We start from the raw sequence: 16,225 nt of genomic DNA, 5'->3' as shown, positions 1-16,225 counted from the left end.
TCCGCGCGTAGCTCCCATGAAAGCCGTGCCGCGCGCAAATTTGCCGTTGTACTTCGGAACGGTTCTAATAAGCTAACCCAATGACGTCATTCAGAAACCAGATCGAGACGCGTTAAGCGTCCGCCACGCTCAAACAAAAAAGGCCGCGGGGTCTTTGAGCCTGCGCGGACAGGGTAGGAATGAAACCGACCGACATCGCGGCCCCCGACTACTTTCACAAAGTGGTCGATTGCCAATGGGCCTGTCCTGCGCACACCCCGGTTCCCGAATACATCCGACTGATCGCACAGGGCCGCTACAGCGACGCCTACATGATCAATTGGAAGTCGAACGTGTTTCCCGGCATTCTGGGACGCACCTGCGACCGTCCCTGCGAGCCCGCGTGTCGCCGCGGACGCGTCGAGGAGACTCCGGTCGCGATCTGCCGCCTCAAGCGCGTCGCCGCAGACTTCAAGGACGACATCAGGCAGCGCCTGCCGCGGCCCGCGCCGAAGAACGGCAAGCGCGTCGCGCTGGTGGGTGGCGGCCCCGCTTCGCTGACGGTGGCGCGCGATCTCGCGCCGCTCGGCTATCATTGCACGGTGTTCGATGCCGATCCGGAAGCCGGCGGCATGATGCGCACCCAGATCCCGAAATTCCGCCTGCCCAATTCGGTGATCGACGAGGAGACCGGCTACATCCTGGGTCTCGGTGTCGACTTCAAGGGCGGCCACCGCATCGACAGCATGAAGGCGCTGCTGGCGGAGAAATACGATGCGATCTTCGTCGGCTCCGGCGCACCGCGCGGCCGCGAGCTCGACATTCCCGGCCGCAAGGAAGCCGCCGGCAACATCCATATCGGCATCGAATGGCTGGCCAACGTGTCGTTCGGCCATGTCGACAAGATCGGCAAGCGCGTGATCGTGCTCGGCGGCGGCAACACCGCGATGGATTGCTGCCGAACCGCGCGCCGCCTCGGCGGCGAGAAAGTCACGGTGATCGTGCGCTCCGGCTTCGAGGAGATGAAGGCCTCGCCGTGGGAGAAGGAGGACGCGATCCACGAGGATATTCCGATCCTCAACTACATGGTGCCGGTGGCATTCAAGCAGGTCGCCGGCAAGCTCATCGGCGTCACCTTCCAGCACGTCAAAGCCGAATATGACGCCAAAGGCCGCCGCAACCTCGTGCCTTCGGGCGACCCCGATCAGACCATTCCCTGCGACGACGTGCTGGTCGCGGTCGGCCAGGAGAACGCCTTCCCCTGGATCGAGCAGGATTGCGGCATCGAGTTCGACAAATGGCACATGCCCAAGGTCGACCCCAAGACCTTCGCTTCGACCAACCCGAAAGTGTTCTTCGGCGGCGATGCCGCGTTCGGCCCGAAGAACATCATCTGGGCGGTCGCGCACGGCCATGATGCCGCGCTGTCGATCCACAAGATGCTGTCGGGCGAGGATATCAGCGAGCGGCCGCTGCCGGAGGTGCAAATCTCCTCGCAGAAGATGGGCATCCACGAATGGAGCTATGACAACGACATCTCCGTCGACAAGCGCTACAAGGTGCCGCATCGCGACAAGATCGTCGCGCTCAAGGACATCCGCGCCGAGGTCGAGCTCGGCTACGACGTCAAGCTCGCGCTCGGCGAGGCGCATCGCTGCCTGAACTGCGACGTGCAGACGGTGTTCTCGACCTCGCTCTGCATCGAGTGCGATGCCTGCGTCGACATCTGCCCGATGGATTGCATCACCTTCACTGCCAACGGCGAGGAAAGCGACCTGCGCCAGCGCCTGAAGGCGCCTTCACTCCATCCGGACCAGGATCTCTACGTCTCCGGCGATCTCAAGACCGGGCGGGTGATGGTCAAGGACGAGGACGTCTGCCTGCATTGCGGGCTATGCGCCGAGCGTTGTCCCACCGGCGCCTGGGACATGCAGAAATATTTGATCGAGATGACCCACGCAGGTTCGACATGCCCGACAAAAAGCCGATCAGCAGCGTAAACGACTTCGTCGTCCGCTTCGCCAACGTCAACGGCTCGGGCTCGGCCAGCGCCAACGAGATGTTCGCCCGCGCGATCCTGCGCCATGGCGTGCCGGTGTCGCCGCGCAACATCTTCCCCTCCAACATCCAGGGCCTGCCGACCTGGTATGAGGTGCGGGTGACGGAAGCCGGCCATCTCGGCGCCCGCGGCGGCGTCGACATGATGGTGGCGATGAACCCGCAGACCTGGGACAAGGACGTCGCCGGCATCGAGCCCGGCGGCTATCTGTTCTACGATTCGACCAAGCCGATGCCGTCGACCAAATTCCGCGACGACATCACCGTGATCGGCGTGCCGCTGACCGCGATCACCAATTCGACCTACACCGATCCGCGCCAGCGCCAGCTGTTCAAGAACATCATCTATCTCGGCAGCCTCAGTGCGCTGCTCGACATGGACCCGAAGCTGATCGAGCAGCTGATCGGCGAGCAGTACAAGGGCAAGGAGAAGCTGCTCTCTTCCAACGTCCATGCGCTGCATCTCGGCCGCGACTGGGCCTTGCAGAACTTGAAATGCCCGATCGGGCTTCGCGTGAAGAAATCCGACAAGGTCGGCGACCGTATCTTCATCGAAGGCAACAGCGCCGCCGCGCTCGGCGCGGTCTATGGCGGCGCAACGGTGTGCGCGTGGTACCCGATCACACCGTCCTCGTCGGTGGCGGAGGCTTTCACCGCCCACTGCAAGAAGTACCGGCACGATCCGGAGACGGGCAAAGCGAAGTACGCGATCGTGCAGGGCGAGGACGAGCTGGCCTCGATCGGCATCGTCATCGGCGCGTCCTGGAACGGCGCCCGCGCCTTCACCGCGACCTCAGGCCCAGGCATCTCGCTGATGACGGAATTCATCGGCCTCTCCTATTTCGCCGAGATCCCGGCCGTGATCATGAACATCCAGCGCGCCGGCCCCTCCACGGGCATGCCGACCCGCACCCAGCAATGCGACATCATCGCCTGCGCCTATGCCTCGCACGGCGACACCAAGCATGTGCTGCTGTTCCCCGAAGACCCGGCCGAAGCGTTCGAGTTCGCGGCGGCCGCGTTCGACCTCGCCGAGCGGCTCCAGACCACGATCTTCCTGATGCTGGATCTCGACATCGGCATGAACCACCGGCTCTCCCGTCCGCTGAAATGGGACGACGCCAAGCAGTATGACCGCGGCAAGATCATGACCGCAGAGATGCTGGAGGAGGGCCGCGACTTCGGCCGCTATCTCGACGTCGACGGCGACGGCATTCCCTACCGCACCTATCCCGGCACCCATCCGACCAAAGGCTCCTACTTCACCCGCGGCACCTCGCGTGATCGCTATGCGCGCTACTCCGAGGAAGGCACGGTCTACGCCGACAACATGCAGCGCCTGGTGCGCAAGTTCGAGACCGCACAGGACCTGGTGCCGCGGCCGCTGCAGGCCAATGCGGAGCGTCCGACCAAATATGGCGTGATCTATTTCGGCTCGACCTCGCCGGCGATGGACGAGGCGATCGGATTGCTCGAGGCGCGCGGGCATCAGCTCGACCGCCTGCGCATCCGCGCCTTCCCGTTCCACTCGAGCGTCGCAAGCTTCCTCGCCGAGCACGATTTCGTCTATGTGGTCGAGCAGAACCGCGACAGCCAGCTGCGCCAGCTGATCGTCAACGAGAACGGCATCGACCCCGTCCGCCTCGTGCCGATCGTGCATTACGACGGCACACCGATCACCGCCCGCTTCATCGCAAAAGCCATTGGCGACCACCAGGATCACCTCAAGGTGACCCCGCTCCGCAAGGCTGTGTCGTGATGACAAGCTGCATCCACATCGTCATTGCGAGCGCAGCGAAGCAATCCAGACTGCCTCCGTGGAAAGACTCTGGATTGCTTCGCTGCGCTCGCAATGACGGAGTGCGGTTGCGACAGCTCGGCCGAGTGCAAAGAGACGTCGGATTGCGGAGAGGGAGCAGAGAGAGACGGGCATGACCTACATCGCAAAGCCGAAATTCCATCATCCGGGCCTCAAGAAGAACGAGCTCGGCTACACGCATCGCGACTACGAGGGCAAGATCTCGACGCTTTGCGCGGGCTGCGGCCACGATTCGATCACGGCCTCGATCATCGAGGCCTGCTACGAGCTCTCGATCGAGCCACACCGGGTGGCAAAGATCTCCGGCATCGGCTGCTCGTCGAAGACGCCGGACTATTTCCTCGGCAATTCGCACGGCTTCAACTCCGTGCACGGCCGCATGCCATCCGTGCTCACCGGCGCGAACCTCGCCAACCGCGACCTGATCTATCTCGGCGTCTCCGGCGACGGCGATTCCGCCTCGATCGGCTTCGGCCAGTTCGCGCATTCGATCCGGCGCGGCGTCAACATGACCTACATCGTCGAGAACAACGGCGTCTACGGCCTGACCAAGGGCCAGTTCTCGGCGACCGCCGACCGCGGCTCGAAGAGCAAGAAGGGCGTCACCAATACCGACAACCCGATCGACCTCGTCGCCATCGCGCTGCAGTTAGGGGCCACCTTCGTCGCGCGCTCGTTCTCCGGCGACAAGAGCCAGCTGGTGCCGCTGATCGCCGCCGCGATCGGCCACAAGGGCGCCTCCTTCATCGACGTCATCAGCCCCTGCATCGCCTTCAACAACCACGCCGGCTCGACCAAGAGCTTCGACTATGTCCGCGAGCACAACGACGCGGTGAACCGGCTCGACGTGCTGGTCGGCCGCGATCCGATCGCCGTCGATTACGCGCCGGGCACGGTGCAGGTGGTCGAGCAGCACGACGGCAGCAGGATTGCGCTGCGCAAGATCGATGCCGACTACGATCCGCATGACCGCCTGGGCGCGATGACCTTCCTGCAGAAGCACGCCGCCAAGGGCCAGATCGTCACCGGCCTGCTCTATGTCGATCCCGACGCGGAAGACATGCACGAGCATCTCAATACGGTCGAGGCGCCGCTCAACAGCCTGGAGGCTGACTCGCTGTGCCCGGGCTCGGCGGTGCTGGACAAGTTCAACGCCAGCCTGCGGTGATCATCGGCGCCGGACCGAAACGGGCTGCCTGACTCGCACGGTGATCTTGTCGGACACGACGGGCGGTTCGAACGGATAGTGCTTCGCATCGCCGAGCACCAGCTGCAGCGTGTGCGTACCGGGCGGAAGCTCGAGAAACGTCTCGGTCTGCCCTGCTCCGAAATGCAGATGGGACTTGTCCTGCGGAATCGGCTCCTTGGGATCGATGGGAGCGTTGACGTCGACCAGCAAATGATGATGGCCGGCGTTCTGGTAGTCGTCGCCGGCATGCGTGACGCCCATGTTGCGCAGTCCGAACCGGACCCAGAACCCACCACGGATCTTCTGCCCGTCCTGCGGCGTGATGAAATAGAGCTTCGCGTCCTTGGGAGCGGTCTTGCCCTGAGAGTAAGCCGTGCCCGGCAGCAATGCGAGCGCCGCCGCCAGCGCCGCGCAACAAACGATCTTCATCAAACCTACTCCAGCTCAAAAAGCGCGATGCGATCAGGACGAATCGTCATCGCGGTTTGGGTTATTGTTTGAGCATGATCCTTTCGGAAGAGCGCTGCACGCTTTTCCGGATCATGCGTCAAGGACTGAGCGCGATCCGGAATCCATGCGTGGGGTAACGGACATTGGTATCGTAGCCATCGCGATTGGATGGCCGCACGTATCTCGAATCGTTCTTCCAGGAGCCCGAGCGCAGGACGTGCGATGAGCAGTCGCCGCTCGTCCATGCCGAACCATCGACCGGCGCCCCCTGATAGTTCTTGTGCCAGCAGTCCTCGACCCACTGGTCGATGCCGCCGCCCATGTCATGGAGCCCGAATGGATTGGGCCTGAAGCTGCCGACCTTCGCCGGCTGCTCGGCGGCGAGGTCGCCGCAGTCCTTGCATCCGGCCATGCCCGGCTGGAGCTTGTCGCCCCACCAATACTTGGTTTGCGTTCCGCCGCGGGCCGCGTATTCCCATTCGGCCTCGCTCGGGAGCCGATACGGCTTCTTCGTCGCCTGCGACAGAAAGGCGGCATATTGCTGCGCGTCGGTCCAGCTCACGTTGCTGACCGGCGCATCGTCCTTGCCGGTCGCGGTGAAACCACACGCGCCCGCAGCCGCGCATTCGTTCCACTCCCGCACGGTCACCGGATATTTTCCGATCGAGAACGGCTTGACCGTGACCTGGTGGACGGGACGCTCGGTCGGATCGTCATTGCTTCCCATCGCAAAACTGCCGCCGCGAATGGCGATCATTTCGGGCTCGCGTACCGGTGTCGCGGACGCGCTTGGCGCCGGCGCGGGCGATGAAGGCGCCGAAGCTAATGAGGGAGACGGTTGCGGCGCCTGCGTCGCCGCTTCGCGCGGCGGAGCTTGCGGAGCGGGGGACGGCGCCGGAGAGGCGGCGGGCGTTGCGACCTGCTCGCCCAACCTGCCCTGGGACTGTGCCAGCAAATACCAGAGTGCGCCGGCGGCAATGACGAGCAGCGTGATGCCCAGGAGAAAGATCAGCGTGTTCTCGCGCCGGCTTCTTGTCTTGCCGACGGCATCGGCATCCGGCAGCACCCGATAGACGCGCACGGGATCGGTGATGTTCTTGACCTTGCGGTCGCCAAGCGACTCATAGCCGCACACGACCTTGTGCTTGATCTGTTCGTAGATCGCGCCGGAGATGTAGACCTGCCCCGGTTCGGCGATGCCCTCGATACGCGTGGCGATGTTGACGCCGTCACCATAGATGTCGTCCGGCTCCACGATGACATCGCCGAGATTGACGCCAATCCGATATTCGAGCCGGGAATGCTTGGGAAGCGAGGCGTTCCGGCCGATGAGATTCTGCTGGATGACGATGCTGCATCGAACGGCCTCCACGGGACTGTCGAAGATGGCGATGAAGCCGTCGCCGGTCGTCTTCACCAGGCTTCCATGGTGTTCGATGATGCTGGGCTGAATGAGATCCCGCTCGATCCGCTTGACGCGAACATGCGTGCCTTCCTCGTCGGCCTGCATCAACCGACTGTAGGAAGCGATGTCACCGACGATGATCGCGGCGAGTCGACGAGGCACTCCGCTGTGCGGCGGCGGCTCATCCTGATTTCCGGATCTGAAGTTGCGAATTTCGCCCATGCGGGGGGACTCCAGAAACTTGCGAGACTGCCCCAGCTTACGACTGCCAAAGGCGGCCGTCTGTGAAGGCTATCACATTGACGAACCGAGACAATGTCGCAGCGATCGCCGGCGTCGGGTTCCGTCGAATCAAGGCGCTGCACGCATTGAACCTTCTTGATCGCAGCAATGACTAAGGCCGGGCCCAGGGCCTGCTGGCCCGTGTGCCCTGCCCGCGGCCCACACGCGCGACGTGCGAACGTTGAACGCGGTGCAGCTGCCGGGCGTCTAACCGACAGCAGTTCTGTTGTGCTGCGGTAAGGTCGTCACATGAAGCTCTTCCTCATTGCTGCCCTGGCTTTCGCTGCCCTGACCGGCGTCGCCCACGCCGATGAGGCCGACAAGATCCGGGAGACCACAAATGCCGAAGCCGACGCCTTCAATGCACGGCTCCATGGGGGGACGCCCGGCACCAAATCCTATGCCTGCTTCGTCCGCCGCTACGATGCCGAGCATCTGGCGCGGCACCCCAAGCAGAAGGTGGCTTCCATGAAGCTGCTGATCTCGGCGGAAACCGACAAGGAGGACAAGCAGCTGCACAATTCCTTCCGCCTCGGTTTTCGCTATCGCCATCGCTCCGGCGATTTCGACTCCAGCGGCTCATGCGGCAGCCACGCGGTGCTTCTCGGCCAGGGGGACGAGGTCCGCCTGGGCTGCGGCGTCGACTGCGAAGGCGGCGGGATCGAAGTGGCGCTGTCCAAGGACAACAAGTCCACGATCGTCCGCCTCGAGCGGATCAGGGTCTGGCAGAACAACAAGCCGGACGACGACGCCGAGCAATCGCTGGTCGCCGGCGCCGACGACAAGATTTTCCGTCTCGACCGCACCGACAACAGCGAGTGCGCCTCGCTCGTGACCGACCGCAAGGAACTCGCCGCACTGCGCCACAAGTGATAACTGTCGCGCGAACTCGGTCGAGCCGAAGGAGATCGCCATGAACCGACGGAACATCTTGTGGAGCGCCGTCTCGGCCCTGGGCGCGGCGCTCGGCACCTCCAGCGCGAACGCTGCGACGGAAGCCGGCACGGGCAGCAAGCTGAAGGTCGTCTATCATCTCAACGATGCCGAGAAGGTCAATTTCGTGCTCGGCAACATCCAGAACCACATCGATGGCGTCGGCGGTCCCGAGCACGTGACCCTCGCGCTGGTGATCCACGGGCCGGCGCTGAAGGCGTTTCACGCGGCGCAGGCCAATCCCGATGTCAGCAAGCGCGTCACCGCGTTCTCCAAGGACGGCGTCGAGCTCGCCGCTTGCGGCAACACCATGAAGGCGCAGAACGTGACGCTGAAGGATCTGCTGCCTGGCTTCGTCAGCGCGGAAAACGGCGGCGTGGTCCGCCTCGCCGAATTGCAGTCAAAGGGATATTTGTATTTGCGGCCGTAGCGTTGCAGGAGGCCTCACCGCATCCTCCGTCATTGCGAGCACAGCGAAGCAATCCAGTCTCCCGCGGAGGCGGGCTGCATTGCTTCGTCGCAAGGGCTCCTCGCAATGACGGTGGAGAGAGTTGCGCGAGTGAGCACCATAATCCTCCCACAGCCCTTGACTTACCCATAACTCCACGGTTATGAGTCAATCCATAACTTTCTAGTTATGGATCTCGCATGTCTGCCGCCCACGACCTCCTGTTCCGGACGCTCGCCGATCCGACCCGGCGGGCGATCTTCGAGCGGCTGTGCCGCGAGGGGGAGCAGACCGTCGGGGCGCTGACGGCGCGATCCGGCGTGTCCCAGCCGGCGGTGTCGAAACATCTCGGCGCCTTGAAGCAGGCCGGCCTGGTGCGCGACCGCCACGAGGGACGCCAGACCCATTACAGCGCGCGGCCCGGCGCGCTCAATCCGCTGATCGACTGGACCGGCCAGATGGCTTCCTTCTGGCAGAACCGGCTCGACGCGCTCGACGATCTCCTGAAGAGGATGGACCAATGATCGAAACAGCGACCGAAAAGCGTTCAGTCGTCATCGAGCGAGAATTTGCCTATCCGGCTGAACGGATCTGGCGCGCGCTGACGCAACCGCATCTGATCGAGGAATGGCTGATGAAGAACGACTTCAAGCCGACCGTCGGTCATCGCTTCAACCTGCGCGGCGAATGGGGCGGCGTGCTGGACTGCGAGGTGCTCACCATCGAGCCGCAGAAGACGCTCGCCTACACCTGGAATTTCTCCCACGAGGACGCCGCGTTCGACCTGAAGAGCGTTGTGACCTTCACGCTGACGCCGACGAACACCGGCACGCATTTGCGCGTCGAGCAGGCGGGCTTCAGCCCGACGCAGAAGCAGGCTTTCGGCGGCGCGCATGCGGGCTGGAAGCAATTTCTGGCCAGGCTGGACGACGTGCTGGCGCGGGCAGGCTAGCTCGGCCGGCGCCAGTTCCAATCAGTTGCAAGGGAGGACCCAATGAGCACGCATATGTGGATTCGGCAGATTCATCGCTGGCTGTCGATGGCCTTCACGCTTGCGGTCATCGCCAACATCGTGGCGATGACCATGCAGGTCCAGGCCGTGTGGATCGGCTTCCTCGCGCTGGTGCCGCTGATCCCGCTGCTCGCGACCGGGCTCTATCTGTTCGCGCTGCCCTATGTCCGCCGCGGCACCCGCGTGAACGAGGCGCGATGATGAAGACGGCGAAGAAGACCGGCGCAAAGGACGCGAATGCGGCTTCGCCTTCCAAGATGATCGACGGCCGGATCAAGGAGCTCGGCGACTGGCGCGGCGCGATGCTGGGGCGAATCCGCGGCCTGATCAGGGAGGCCGACCCTGATGTTGTCGAAGAGTGGAAATGGCGCGGCGTTCCCGTGTGGGAGCGCGACGGCATCATCTGCACCGGCGAAACCTACAAGGAAGTGGTGAAGCTGACCTTTGCCAAGGGCGCGGCGCTGGAGGATCCCGCGGGATTGTTCAATTCCAGCCTCGATGGAAATGTGCGCCGCGCGATCGATATTCGCGAAGGCGAGACCATCAACGAGAAGGCGTTCAAGGCGCTGATCCGTGCGGCGGTGGGGCTGAATGCGGCCAAGGCGAAGAAGACGGCGAAGAAGCGATCGGCCTAGAACAGCCATTGTGCAGCCGCGGAGGCCTTCCTTCTCCCCTTGTGTGGGCCCTTTGTGGGAGAAGGTGGCATAGGCGGCCTTCGGCCGCCGTTCTAAAGTGGACGCCGAAGCAAAGGTTCGGCTATGGCGCCGGGGATGAGGGGTCTCCATCGACACGGGAAAGTGCGGAGAGGTACCCCTCACCCCAGTGAGCCTATGTCTACTGGCGTCGCGGCCCTCTCCCACAAGGGGCGAGGGCACATCAACGCGGATCTCGCCTAGTACCCCACGTAGCCAGCGGCCTCAGGCCACCGCCGCGGGAATCGGACGCGGGCTCACGACGTATTCGCGCAGGACCTTGTCGTTGGCATCGACCTCGATCAGCGCGACGTCGTAGGTCCAGAGATCGGCGAGGTGCTGGAGCACGCGCTTGGCGTCGGTCTCGTTGAGCTGGGAGCCCTTGATGACGTGGTGATGCAGGATCAGCCGGCGGTCGCCGGCGAGATCGACGTCGACCACCTCGATGTTGGCGTCGATGAAGCCGACATCGTGCTGCCGAGCCAGCTCGCGGCGGACGCGGCGGAAGCCGCGCTCGTCGTGGATGGCATCGACGCGGATGCCGGCGCGCTCCTCGGGATCGTCGTGCAGGTGGAACATGCGGAAGTGCCGCATCAATTTGGGACTCAGGAACTGGCCGATGAAGCTTTCGTCGCGGTAATTGGCCCAGACGTCGCGCAGCACGCCCATGACGTCGTTCTTGCCGGCGATGTCGGGGAACCATTCGCGGTCCTCGTCCTCCGGCCTGGTGACGATGCGCTCGATGTCCTGCATCACGGCAAAACCGAGCGCATAGGGGTTGAATCCCGAGAAGCGCGGGTCGTCGAACTCGGGCTGGAACACCACGTTGGTGTGCGATCCCAGGAATTCGAGGAAGTTGCCGTCGGTGATGCGGCCCTGCTCGTGCAGCTTGGTCATGATGCGATAGTGGACGTAGGTCGCCGTCCCCTCGTTCATCACCTTGGTCTGGCTCTGGGGATAGAAATATTGGGCGATGTGGCGGACGATGCGCAAGAGCTCGCGCTGCCAGGGCGCCAGCCGCGGCGCGCTCTTCTCCAGGAAATAGAGCAGATTCTCCTGCGGCAGGCCGAGCAGCTTGCGGCGGCGCTCGATGCTGAGCGCGGACCGGCTCTTGGCGACGCCCTTGGGCACGGTGCGCCAGAGATCGTTGAAGACCTCCTCCTCATGCTGGCGGCGGCGCCCTGCCCGCTTCTCCTCGGCTCGGAGATCGAGCTTCTTCTTGCCGGGATAGCGGTCGATGCCGTGCGACATCAGCGCATGCGCGGCATCGAGCGTGCGCTCGACCTCGATGCGGCCGTAGCGGTCCTCGCACTGCATGACGTAGTTCTTGGCGAAGTCGAGATAATCCAGGATGCCGTCGGCATCGGTCCACTGCTTGAACAGGTAATTGTTCTTGAAGAAATGGTTGTGGCCGAAAGCCGCGTGCGCGATCACCAGCGTCTGCATCGTCGCCGTGTTCTCCTCCATCAGATAGGAGATGCAGGGCGAGGAGTTGATCACGATCTCATAGGCGAGCCCCATCAGGCCCTTGCGATAGGACGCCTCATGGAAAGCGAAGTGCTTGCCGAACGACCAGTGCTTGTAGAACAAGGGCATGCCGACCGAGGAATAGGCGTCCAGCATCTGCTCGGCCGTGATGACCTCGATCTGGTTCGGATAGACGTCGAGCCCGAGATCCTTCAACGCCACCTCCTCGCAGGCATCGGTGATGCGCTGCAAGGTGTGGAAATCCCAATCGGCGCCTTCGAACAAACGTTCCGTCATGGAGCGGTCTTCTCCTGGGCAGTTTCGCGGCGCTGGAACAAGTCGTGGAACACCGGAAAGATCTCGCTGCGCTCCGAGACCTTGCGCATCGAGAGCGGTGCTCCGCTGTTGCGCAGGCGCTCGTAGAGGGTCCAAAGCGAGGAGTCGGAGAGATCGAAGGCGCTGCCGCCTGCCTCCCCGACCTCGAGATAGGCAAAGAACTGGCAGACCGGCAGGATCTTCTCGGTCAGCAGGAGCCCCGTGAGTTCGCCGTCGGAATAGGAATTGTCGCCGTCGGAGGCTTGCGCGGCGTAGATGTTCCAGTCCGACGGGTTGAAGCGCTCGCGCACGATCTCATGCATCGCCTGGAGCGCGCTGGAGACCAGCGTGCCGCCCGAGGCCGGGCCGTAGAAGAAGGTCTGCTCGTCCACCTCCTCGGCGCGGTCGGTGTGGCGGATGAAGACGATCTCGACATGCTTGTAGCGGCGCTTCAGGAACACGTAGAGCAGCATGTAGAAGCGCTTCGCGAGATCCTTCATGTGCTCGGACATCGAGCCGGAGACGTCCATCAGGCAGAACATCACGGCCTGCGCGACGGGCTTCGGCACCGTCTCGAAGCGCCGGTAGCGGATGTCGAGCGGATCGATGAAGGGGATGCGCTTGGACTTCGCCTTCAGCCTTTCCAGCTGGGCGACCAGCTCCGCGCGCTCGTCCTCGTCCGTGCATGCTTCGACCGCGGCTTCCAGCTCCTCGATCTCGTCCTTGCGGGGACGCTTGAGCGCGATGCGGCGCGCAAGCGCGAGCTTCACCGTCCGGCTCACCGAGATGTTGGCGGGCGAGCCCGACATGGTGTAGCCGGCGCGCTGGATGCCCTCGCTCTCGGTCTGCGCGATCTTGCGCTTGGCGAGATCGGGAAGCTCGAGGTCGTCGAGGAAGAGATCGACGAACTCATCCCGGCTGAGCACGAAGCGGAAGGCGTCCTCGCTGTCGCCTTCGCCGGGGCCGGAATCCTTGGCACTGCCCTGGCCGGAGCGCTGCAGATAGTCGCCTTCGACGAACTTCTTGTTGCCGGGCAGGACCATGTCCCGCGTTCCGCCTTCGCGGCGGAAGCGCGGCTCGTGCATGCCGTCGAGCGGAATCGTGACCTCACCACCCTCCAGGACGTCCTTGATGTCGCGTTCCTGCGAGGTTTTCTTGACGGCGCCCTGCACCAGGGACTTGGCCCGACGCAAGAACCGCTGACGGTTCTCAAGACTCTTGCCGCCTGGATTCAGGCGCCTGTCAATAATGTGGATGGGCACTTTTCCATTCGCCTCCCAGGCGCCTTAACCGGCCTGCTTCACGCGCATGTACCATTCGACGAGCCGGCGAACCTGACGCTCGGTGTAGCCGCGCTCCACCATGCGTGCCACGAACTCGCCGTGCTTCTTCTCCGTCTCGCCGTCCTTCTTCGACCCGAAGGAGATGACCGGAAGCAGGTCCTCGACCTGGGAGAATATCCGCTTTTCGATCACATCGCGAATCTTCTCGTAGGAGGTCCAGGTCGGATTCTTGCCGCCGTTCTGGGCCCGCGACCGTAACGAGAATTTGACGACCTCGTTGCGGAAGTCCTTGGGGTTGGCGATCCCCGCCGGCTTCTCGATTTTCGTCAGCTCCTGGTTCAAAAGCTCGCGATCGAGCAGCTGGCCGGTGTCGGGATCCTTGAAGTCCTGGTCCTCGATCCAGGCGTCGGCATAGTCGACGTAGCGATCGAACAGGTTCTGGCCATAATCCGAGTAGGATTCCAGATAGGCCTTCTGGATCTCGTTACCGATGAACTCGGCATAGCGCGGCGCCAGCTCCGCCTTGATGAATTCGAGATAGCGCTTCTCGGTCTCCTCCGGCAGCTGCTCGCGGCGGATCGCCTGCTCCAGCGCGTACATCAGATGAACGGCGTCGGCGGCGACTTCCTGCGGATCGTGGTTGAAGGTCGCAGCCAGGATCTTGAAGGCAAAGCGGGTCGAGACGCCGTCCATGCCCTCGTCGACGCCGGCGGCGTCGCGATATTCCTGGACGCTGCGCGCCTTCGGATCGGATTCCTTCAGGCTCTCGCCGTCGTAGACCCGCATCTTGCCGAACAGGGTAGAGTTCTCGTGCTTGCGCAGGCGCGACATCACCGAGAACCGCGCCAGCGTCTCCAGCGTCGACGGCGCGCAAGGCGCCGCGGCCAGCTCGGAGCCCTGGATCAGCTTCTCGTAGATCTTCTGCTCTTCGGTGACCCTGAGGCAGTAGGGCACCTTGATCACGCAGATGCGGTCGATGAAGGCTTCGTTGTTCTTGTTGGCCTTGAAGCTCGCCCACTCCGCTTCGTTGGAGTGCGCGAGGATGACGCCCGTGTACGGGATCGCGCCGATGTTCTCGGTGCCGATGTAGTTGCCTTCCTGCGTTGCGGTCAGCAGCGGGTGCAGCATCTTGATCGGCGCCTTGAACATCTCGACGAACTCGAGCACGCCCTGGTTGGCGCGGTTGAGGCCGCCGGAATAGCTGTAGGCGTCGGGATCGTTCTGGGCGTAGGTCTCGAGCTTGCGGATGTCGACCTTGCCGACCAGCGAGGAGATGTCCTGGTTGTTCTCGTCACCGGGCTCGGTCTTGGCGATCGCGATCTGGCGCAGCCGCGACGGCTGGATTTTTGCGACGCGGAATTGCGAGATGTCGCCGCCGAAGGCCTCCAGCCGCTTGTAGCACCATGGGCTCATCAGGCCGGTGAGACGACGGCGCGGAATGCCGTACTTCTCTTCCAGCATCGGGCCGAGCTGATCGGGATCAAACAGGCTGAGCGGGCTCTCGAACACCGGCGAGAGTTCGTCGCCGGCCTTGAGCACGTAGATCGGATGCACTTCCATCAGCGACTTCAGCCGCTCGGCGAGCGAGGACTTGCCGCCGCCGACCGGGCCGAGCAGATAAAGGATCTGCTTGCGCTCTTCGAGACCTTGCGCCGCATGGCGGAAGAAACCGACGATGCGCTCGATGGTTTCTTCCATGCCGTAGAAGCCGGCGAAGGCCGGATAGGTGCGGATCGTGCGGTTCAAAAAAATACGGCCAAGGCGTGGGTCCTTGGCCGTGTCAATCGTCTGGGGCTCACCGATCGCCGCTAGCAGTCGTTCGGCCGCGTTGGCGTATTTCATGGGATCGCTTCGACACGATTCCAGATATTCCGCCATCGACATGTCGTGCTGGCTTCTCGCCTCGAACGACCGAGCGAAAGCATTGAATAGAGAATCGTTGTACATGATCCCTCTCCGCGTGAGTTCCGCTACAAGCTGAAACGAAAGCAGTTACCGGACCGTTCCTCAGGCCGTTTCGAATCAGCGTGAGCACATGACGATCATTGGACACCCGGGTGCCAACTCGACGCAACGCACAACGTAGGCACTCTATGAGTTACGAACAGGCACATGCCTGTAATTTGTGCGAATCTTTGTCTATATTGGCTCATTTCCAGAAAATGTCACTCGGTCGCAACATCCGGGCATTCCCGGGGATACGTCCATCCGGCAATGCAGCATAGCGATCCGGGCGCGGCGATCTTATGACACTTATACGGCGAAGCCTTGTACGCCGAGCCTTGCACCTCGAAGCCTTGTACCTAGAAGCCTTGGGGCCGCGTTCATCTTCCTGCTGCAATGCAGTACACGGGCTGCTGGCCCGCGTGGCAGTCGCGTCAAGCGCGCAGCAGTGTATCAAAATCGGTCGCTGGGCCCCTCCGACCGGATGACGACGCGATCATCCTGGCGATCATCCTGCGGCTGCGGCATTCTTCAACCGAAATGCCCGCGCGATGCCGACATAGTCATCGTCGTCTCGTCGTCGCCGAGACCATCCCAGCAGTCGATGGCAAGGCTCGCACTGAGCAAGATCATGGCAAGACCCGCCGCGACCAGCAGCCGCTGTCGCATCGACTGTAATTTGGAGATCACGCAATCCGCCGGCGAGACCGCAGACGCAACCTATCGCTGGCTATTGGCAGCGGCCAGCGCCAAATCTTCGCGGCGGGCGAACATGTGTTTCGCAGCATGGCTCCTCGCGGCCACACGACATTACAACACCCGCCTGGATCGCCATGATCGCGACGGAGTTACACCGGAGGGTATGACGCACGTACCCTTGATTGGTTCCCTCCCGGGAGCATGTAAGCTAGAGGATAGCGCGTCAGGACCGGCGCGGAAACCCCTCGTC

General features: G+C 63.1%; 15 protein-coding genes. 9 read left to right on the top strand and 6 right to left on the bottom strand.

Annotation, left to right across the window (positions count from 1 at the left end; translation table 11 throughout):
* Positions 1-179 precede the first annotated feature (179 nt).
* The 3 genes from XH96_RS09380 to XH96_RS09370 all read left to right on the top strand — a co-directional run bounded on the left by XH96_RS09380 (position 180) and on the right by XH96_RS09370 (position 5,024).
* A complete protein-coding gene (locus XH96_RS09380; RefSeq protein ID WP_194392250.1) occupies positions 180-1,979 on the top strand; it encodes an FAD-dependent oxidoreductase in 1,800 nt (599 codons plus the stop codon).
* Complete coding sequence (locus XH96_RS09375; protein ID WP_194392249.1) at positions 1,949-3,796, top strand: 2-oxoacid:acceptor oxidoreductase subunit alpha; 1,848 nt, start codon at positions 1,949-1,951, stop codon at positions 3,794-3,796. Before XH96_RS09380 ends, XH96_RS09375 begins: the two co-directional genes overlap by 31 nt.
* A gap of 172 nt (positions 3,797-3,968) precedes the next feature.
* Positions 3,969-5,024, top strand: coding sequence for a 2-oxoacid:ferredoxin oxidoreductase subunit beta (locus XH96_RS09370; RefSeq protein WP_194392248.1), 1,056 nt, complete (start codon positions 3,969-3,971; stop codon positions 5,022-5,024).
* On the opposite strand, the gene XH96_RS09365 is transcribed toward XH96_RS09370, so the two are convergent.
* Both XH96_RS09365 and XH96_RS09360 read right to left on the bottom strand, forming a co-directional pair.
* Positions 5,025-5,474 (bottom strand): DUF4399 domain-containing protein, encoded by a 450-nt coding sequence (locus XH96_RS09365; RefSeq protein ID WP_194392247.1) that lies wholly within the window; start codon positions 5,472-5,474, stop codon positions 5,025-5,027. It abuts the gene before it with no gap.
* A gap of 118 nt (positions 5,475-5,592) precedes the next feature.
* Positions 5,593-7,122, bottom strand: coding sequence for an SUMF1/EgtB/PvdO family nonheme iron enzyme (locus XH96_RS09360; RefSeq protein WP_194392246.1), 1,530 nt, complete (start codon positions 7,120-7,122; stop codon positions 5,593-5,595).
* A 309-nt stretch (positions 7,123-7,431) separates the two neighbouring features.
* Between XH96_RS09360 and XH96_RS09355 the strand changes: the two genes are divergently transcribed.
* From XH96_RS09355 to XH96_RS09330, 6 genes are all read left to right on the top strand, one after another.
* Positions 7,432-8,055 carry a hypothetical protein gene (locus tag XH96_RS09355; protein WP_194392245.1) on the top strand — a complete coding sequence of 208 codons (624 nt, stop codon included), beginning with the start codon at positions 7,432-7,434 and terminating at the stop codon, positions 8,053-8,055.
* A 40-nt stretch (positions 8,056-8,095) separates the two neighbouring features.
* Positions 8,096-8,545, top strand: a complete 450-nt coding sequence (locus XH96_RS09350; protein ID WP_194392244.1) for a DsrE family protein — start codon at positions 8,096-8,098, stop codon at positions 8,543-8,545.
* Positions 8,546-8,763: 218 nt separating this feature from the next.
* Positions 8,764-9,087 carry a helix-turn-helix transcriptional regulator gene (locus XH96_RS09345; RefSeq protein WP_061879421.1) on the top strand — a complete coding sequence of 108 codons (324 nt, stop codon included), beginning with the start codon at positions 8,764-8,766 and terminating at the stop codon, positions 9,085-9,087.
* The gene (locus tag XH96_RS09340; RefSeq protein WP_194392243.1) at positions 9,084-9,515 is read left to right on the top strand and encodes an SRPBCC domain-containing protein; all 432 of its coding nucleotides are present in this window, start codon (positions 9,084-9,086) and stop codon (positions 9,513-9,515) included. The genes XH96_RS09345 and XH96_RS09340 overlap by 4 nt, the downstream gene beginning before the upstream one ends.
* A gap of 42 nt (positions 9,516-9,557) precedes the next feature.
* Complete coding sequence (locus XH96_RS09335; protein WP_194392242.1) at positions 9,558-9,776, top strand: hypothetical protein; 219 nt, start codon at positions 9,558-9,560, stop codon at positions 9,774-9,776.
* Positions 9,776-10,210 carry a DUF1801 domain-containing protein gene (locus tag XH96_RS09330; protein WP_371740161.1) on the top strand — a complete coding sequence of 145 codons (435 nt, stop codon included), beginning with the start codon at positions 9,776-9,778 and terminating at the stop codon, positions 10,208-10,210. The genes XH96_RS09335 and XH96_RS09330 overlap by 1 nt, the downstream gene beginning before the upstream one ends.
* A gap of 282 nt (positions 10,211-10,492) precedes the next feature.
* Here the strand turns inward: XH96_RS09330 and XH96_RS09325 are convergent, their stop codons facing one another.
* The 4 genes from XH96_RS09325 to XH96_RS09310 form a co-directional block, all read right to left on the bottom strand.
* The gene (locus XH96_RS09325) at positions 10,493-12,031 is read right to left on the bottom strand and encodes a SpoVR family protein (protein ID WP_131869607.1); all 1,539 of its coding nucleotides are present in this window, start codon (positions 12,029-12,031) and stop codon (positions 10,493-10,495) included.
* Positions 12,028-13,305 carry a YeaH/YhbH family protein gene (locus XH96_RS09320; protein WP_194394082.1) on the bottom strand — a complete coding sequence of 426 codons (1,278 nt, stop codon included), beginning with the start codon at positions 13,303-13,305 and terminating at the stop codon, positions 12,028-12,030. Before XH96_RS09320 ends, XH96_RS09325 begins: the two co-directional genes overlap by 4 nt.
* 30 nt (positions 13,306-13,335) lie before the next feature.
* Positions 13,336-15,279: a PrkA family serine protein kinase gene (locus XH96_RS09315; protein WP_194392240.1), complete on the bottom strand. Its 1,944-nt coding sequence runs from the start codon at positions 15,277-15,279 to the stop codon at positions 13,336-13,338.
* A gap of 528 nt (positions 15,280-15,807) precedes the next feature.
* On the bottom strand, positions 15,808-15,966 hold the full coding sequence (locus XH96_RS09310) for a hypothetical protein (RefSeq protein WP_194394431.1): 159 nt from the start codon (positions 15,964-15,966) through the stop codon (positions 15,808-15,810).
* Positions 15,967-16,225 lie beyond the last annotated feature (259 nt).

Source organism: Bradyrhizobium sp. CCBAU 51765 (assembly GCF_015291725.1).
Classification (GTDB): Bacteria; Pseudomonadota; Alphaproteobacteria; order Rhizobiales; family Xanthobacteraceae; genus Bradyrhizobium; species Bradyrhizobium liaoningense.
Note: the sequence above shows the minus strand (reverse complement) of the source record. Positions and strands in the feature narration are given on the sequence as shown.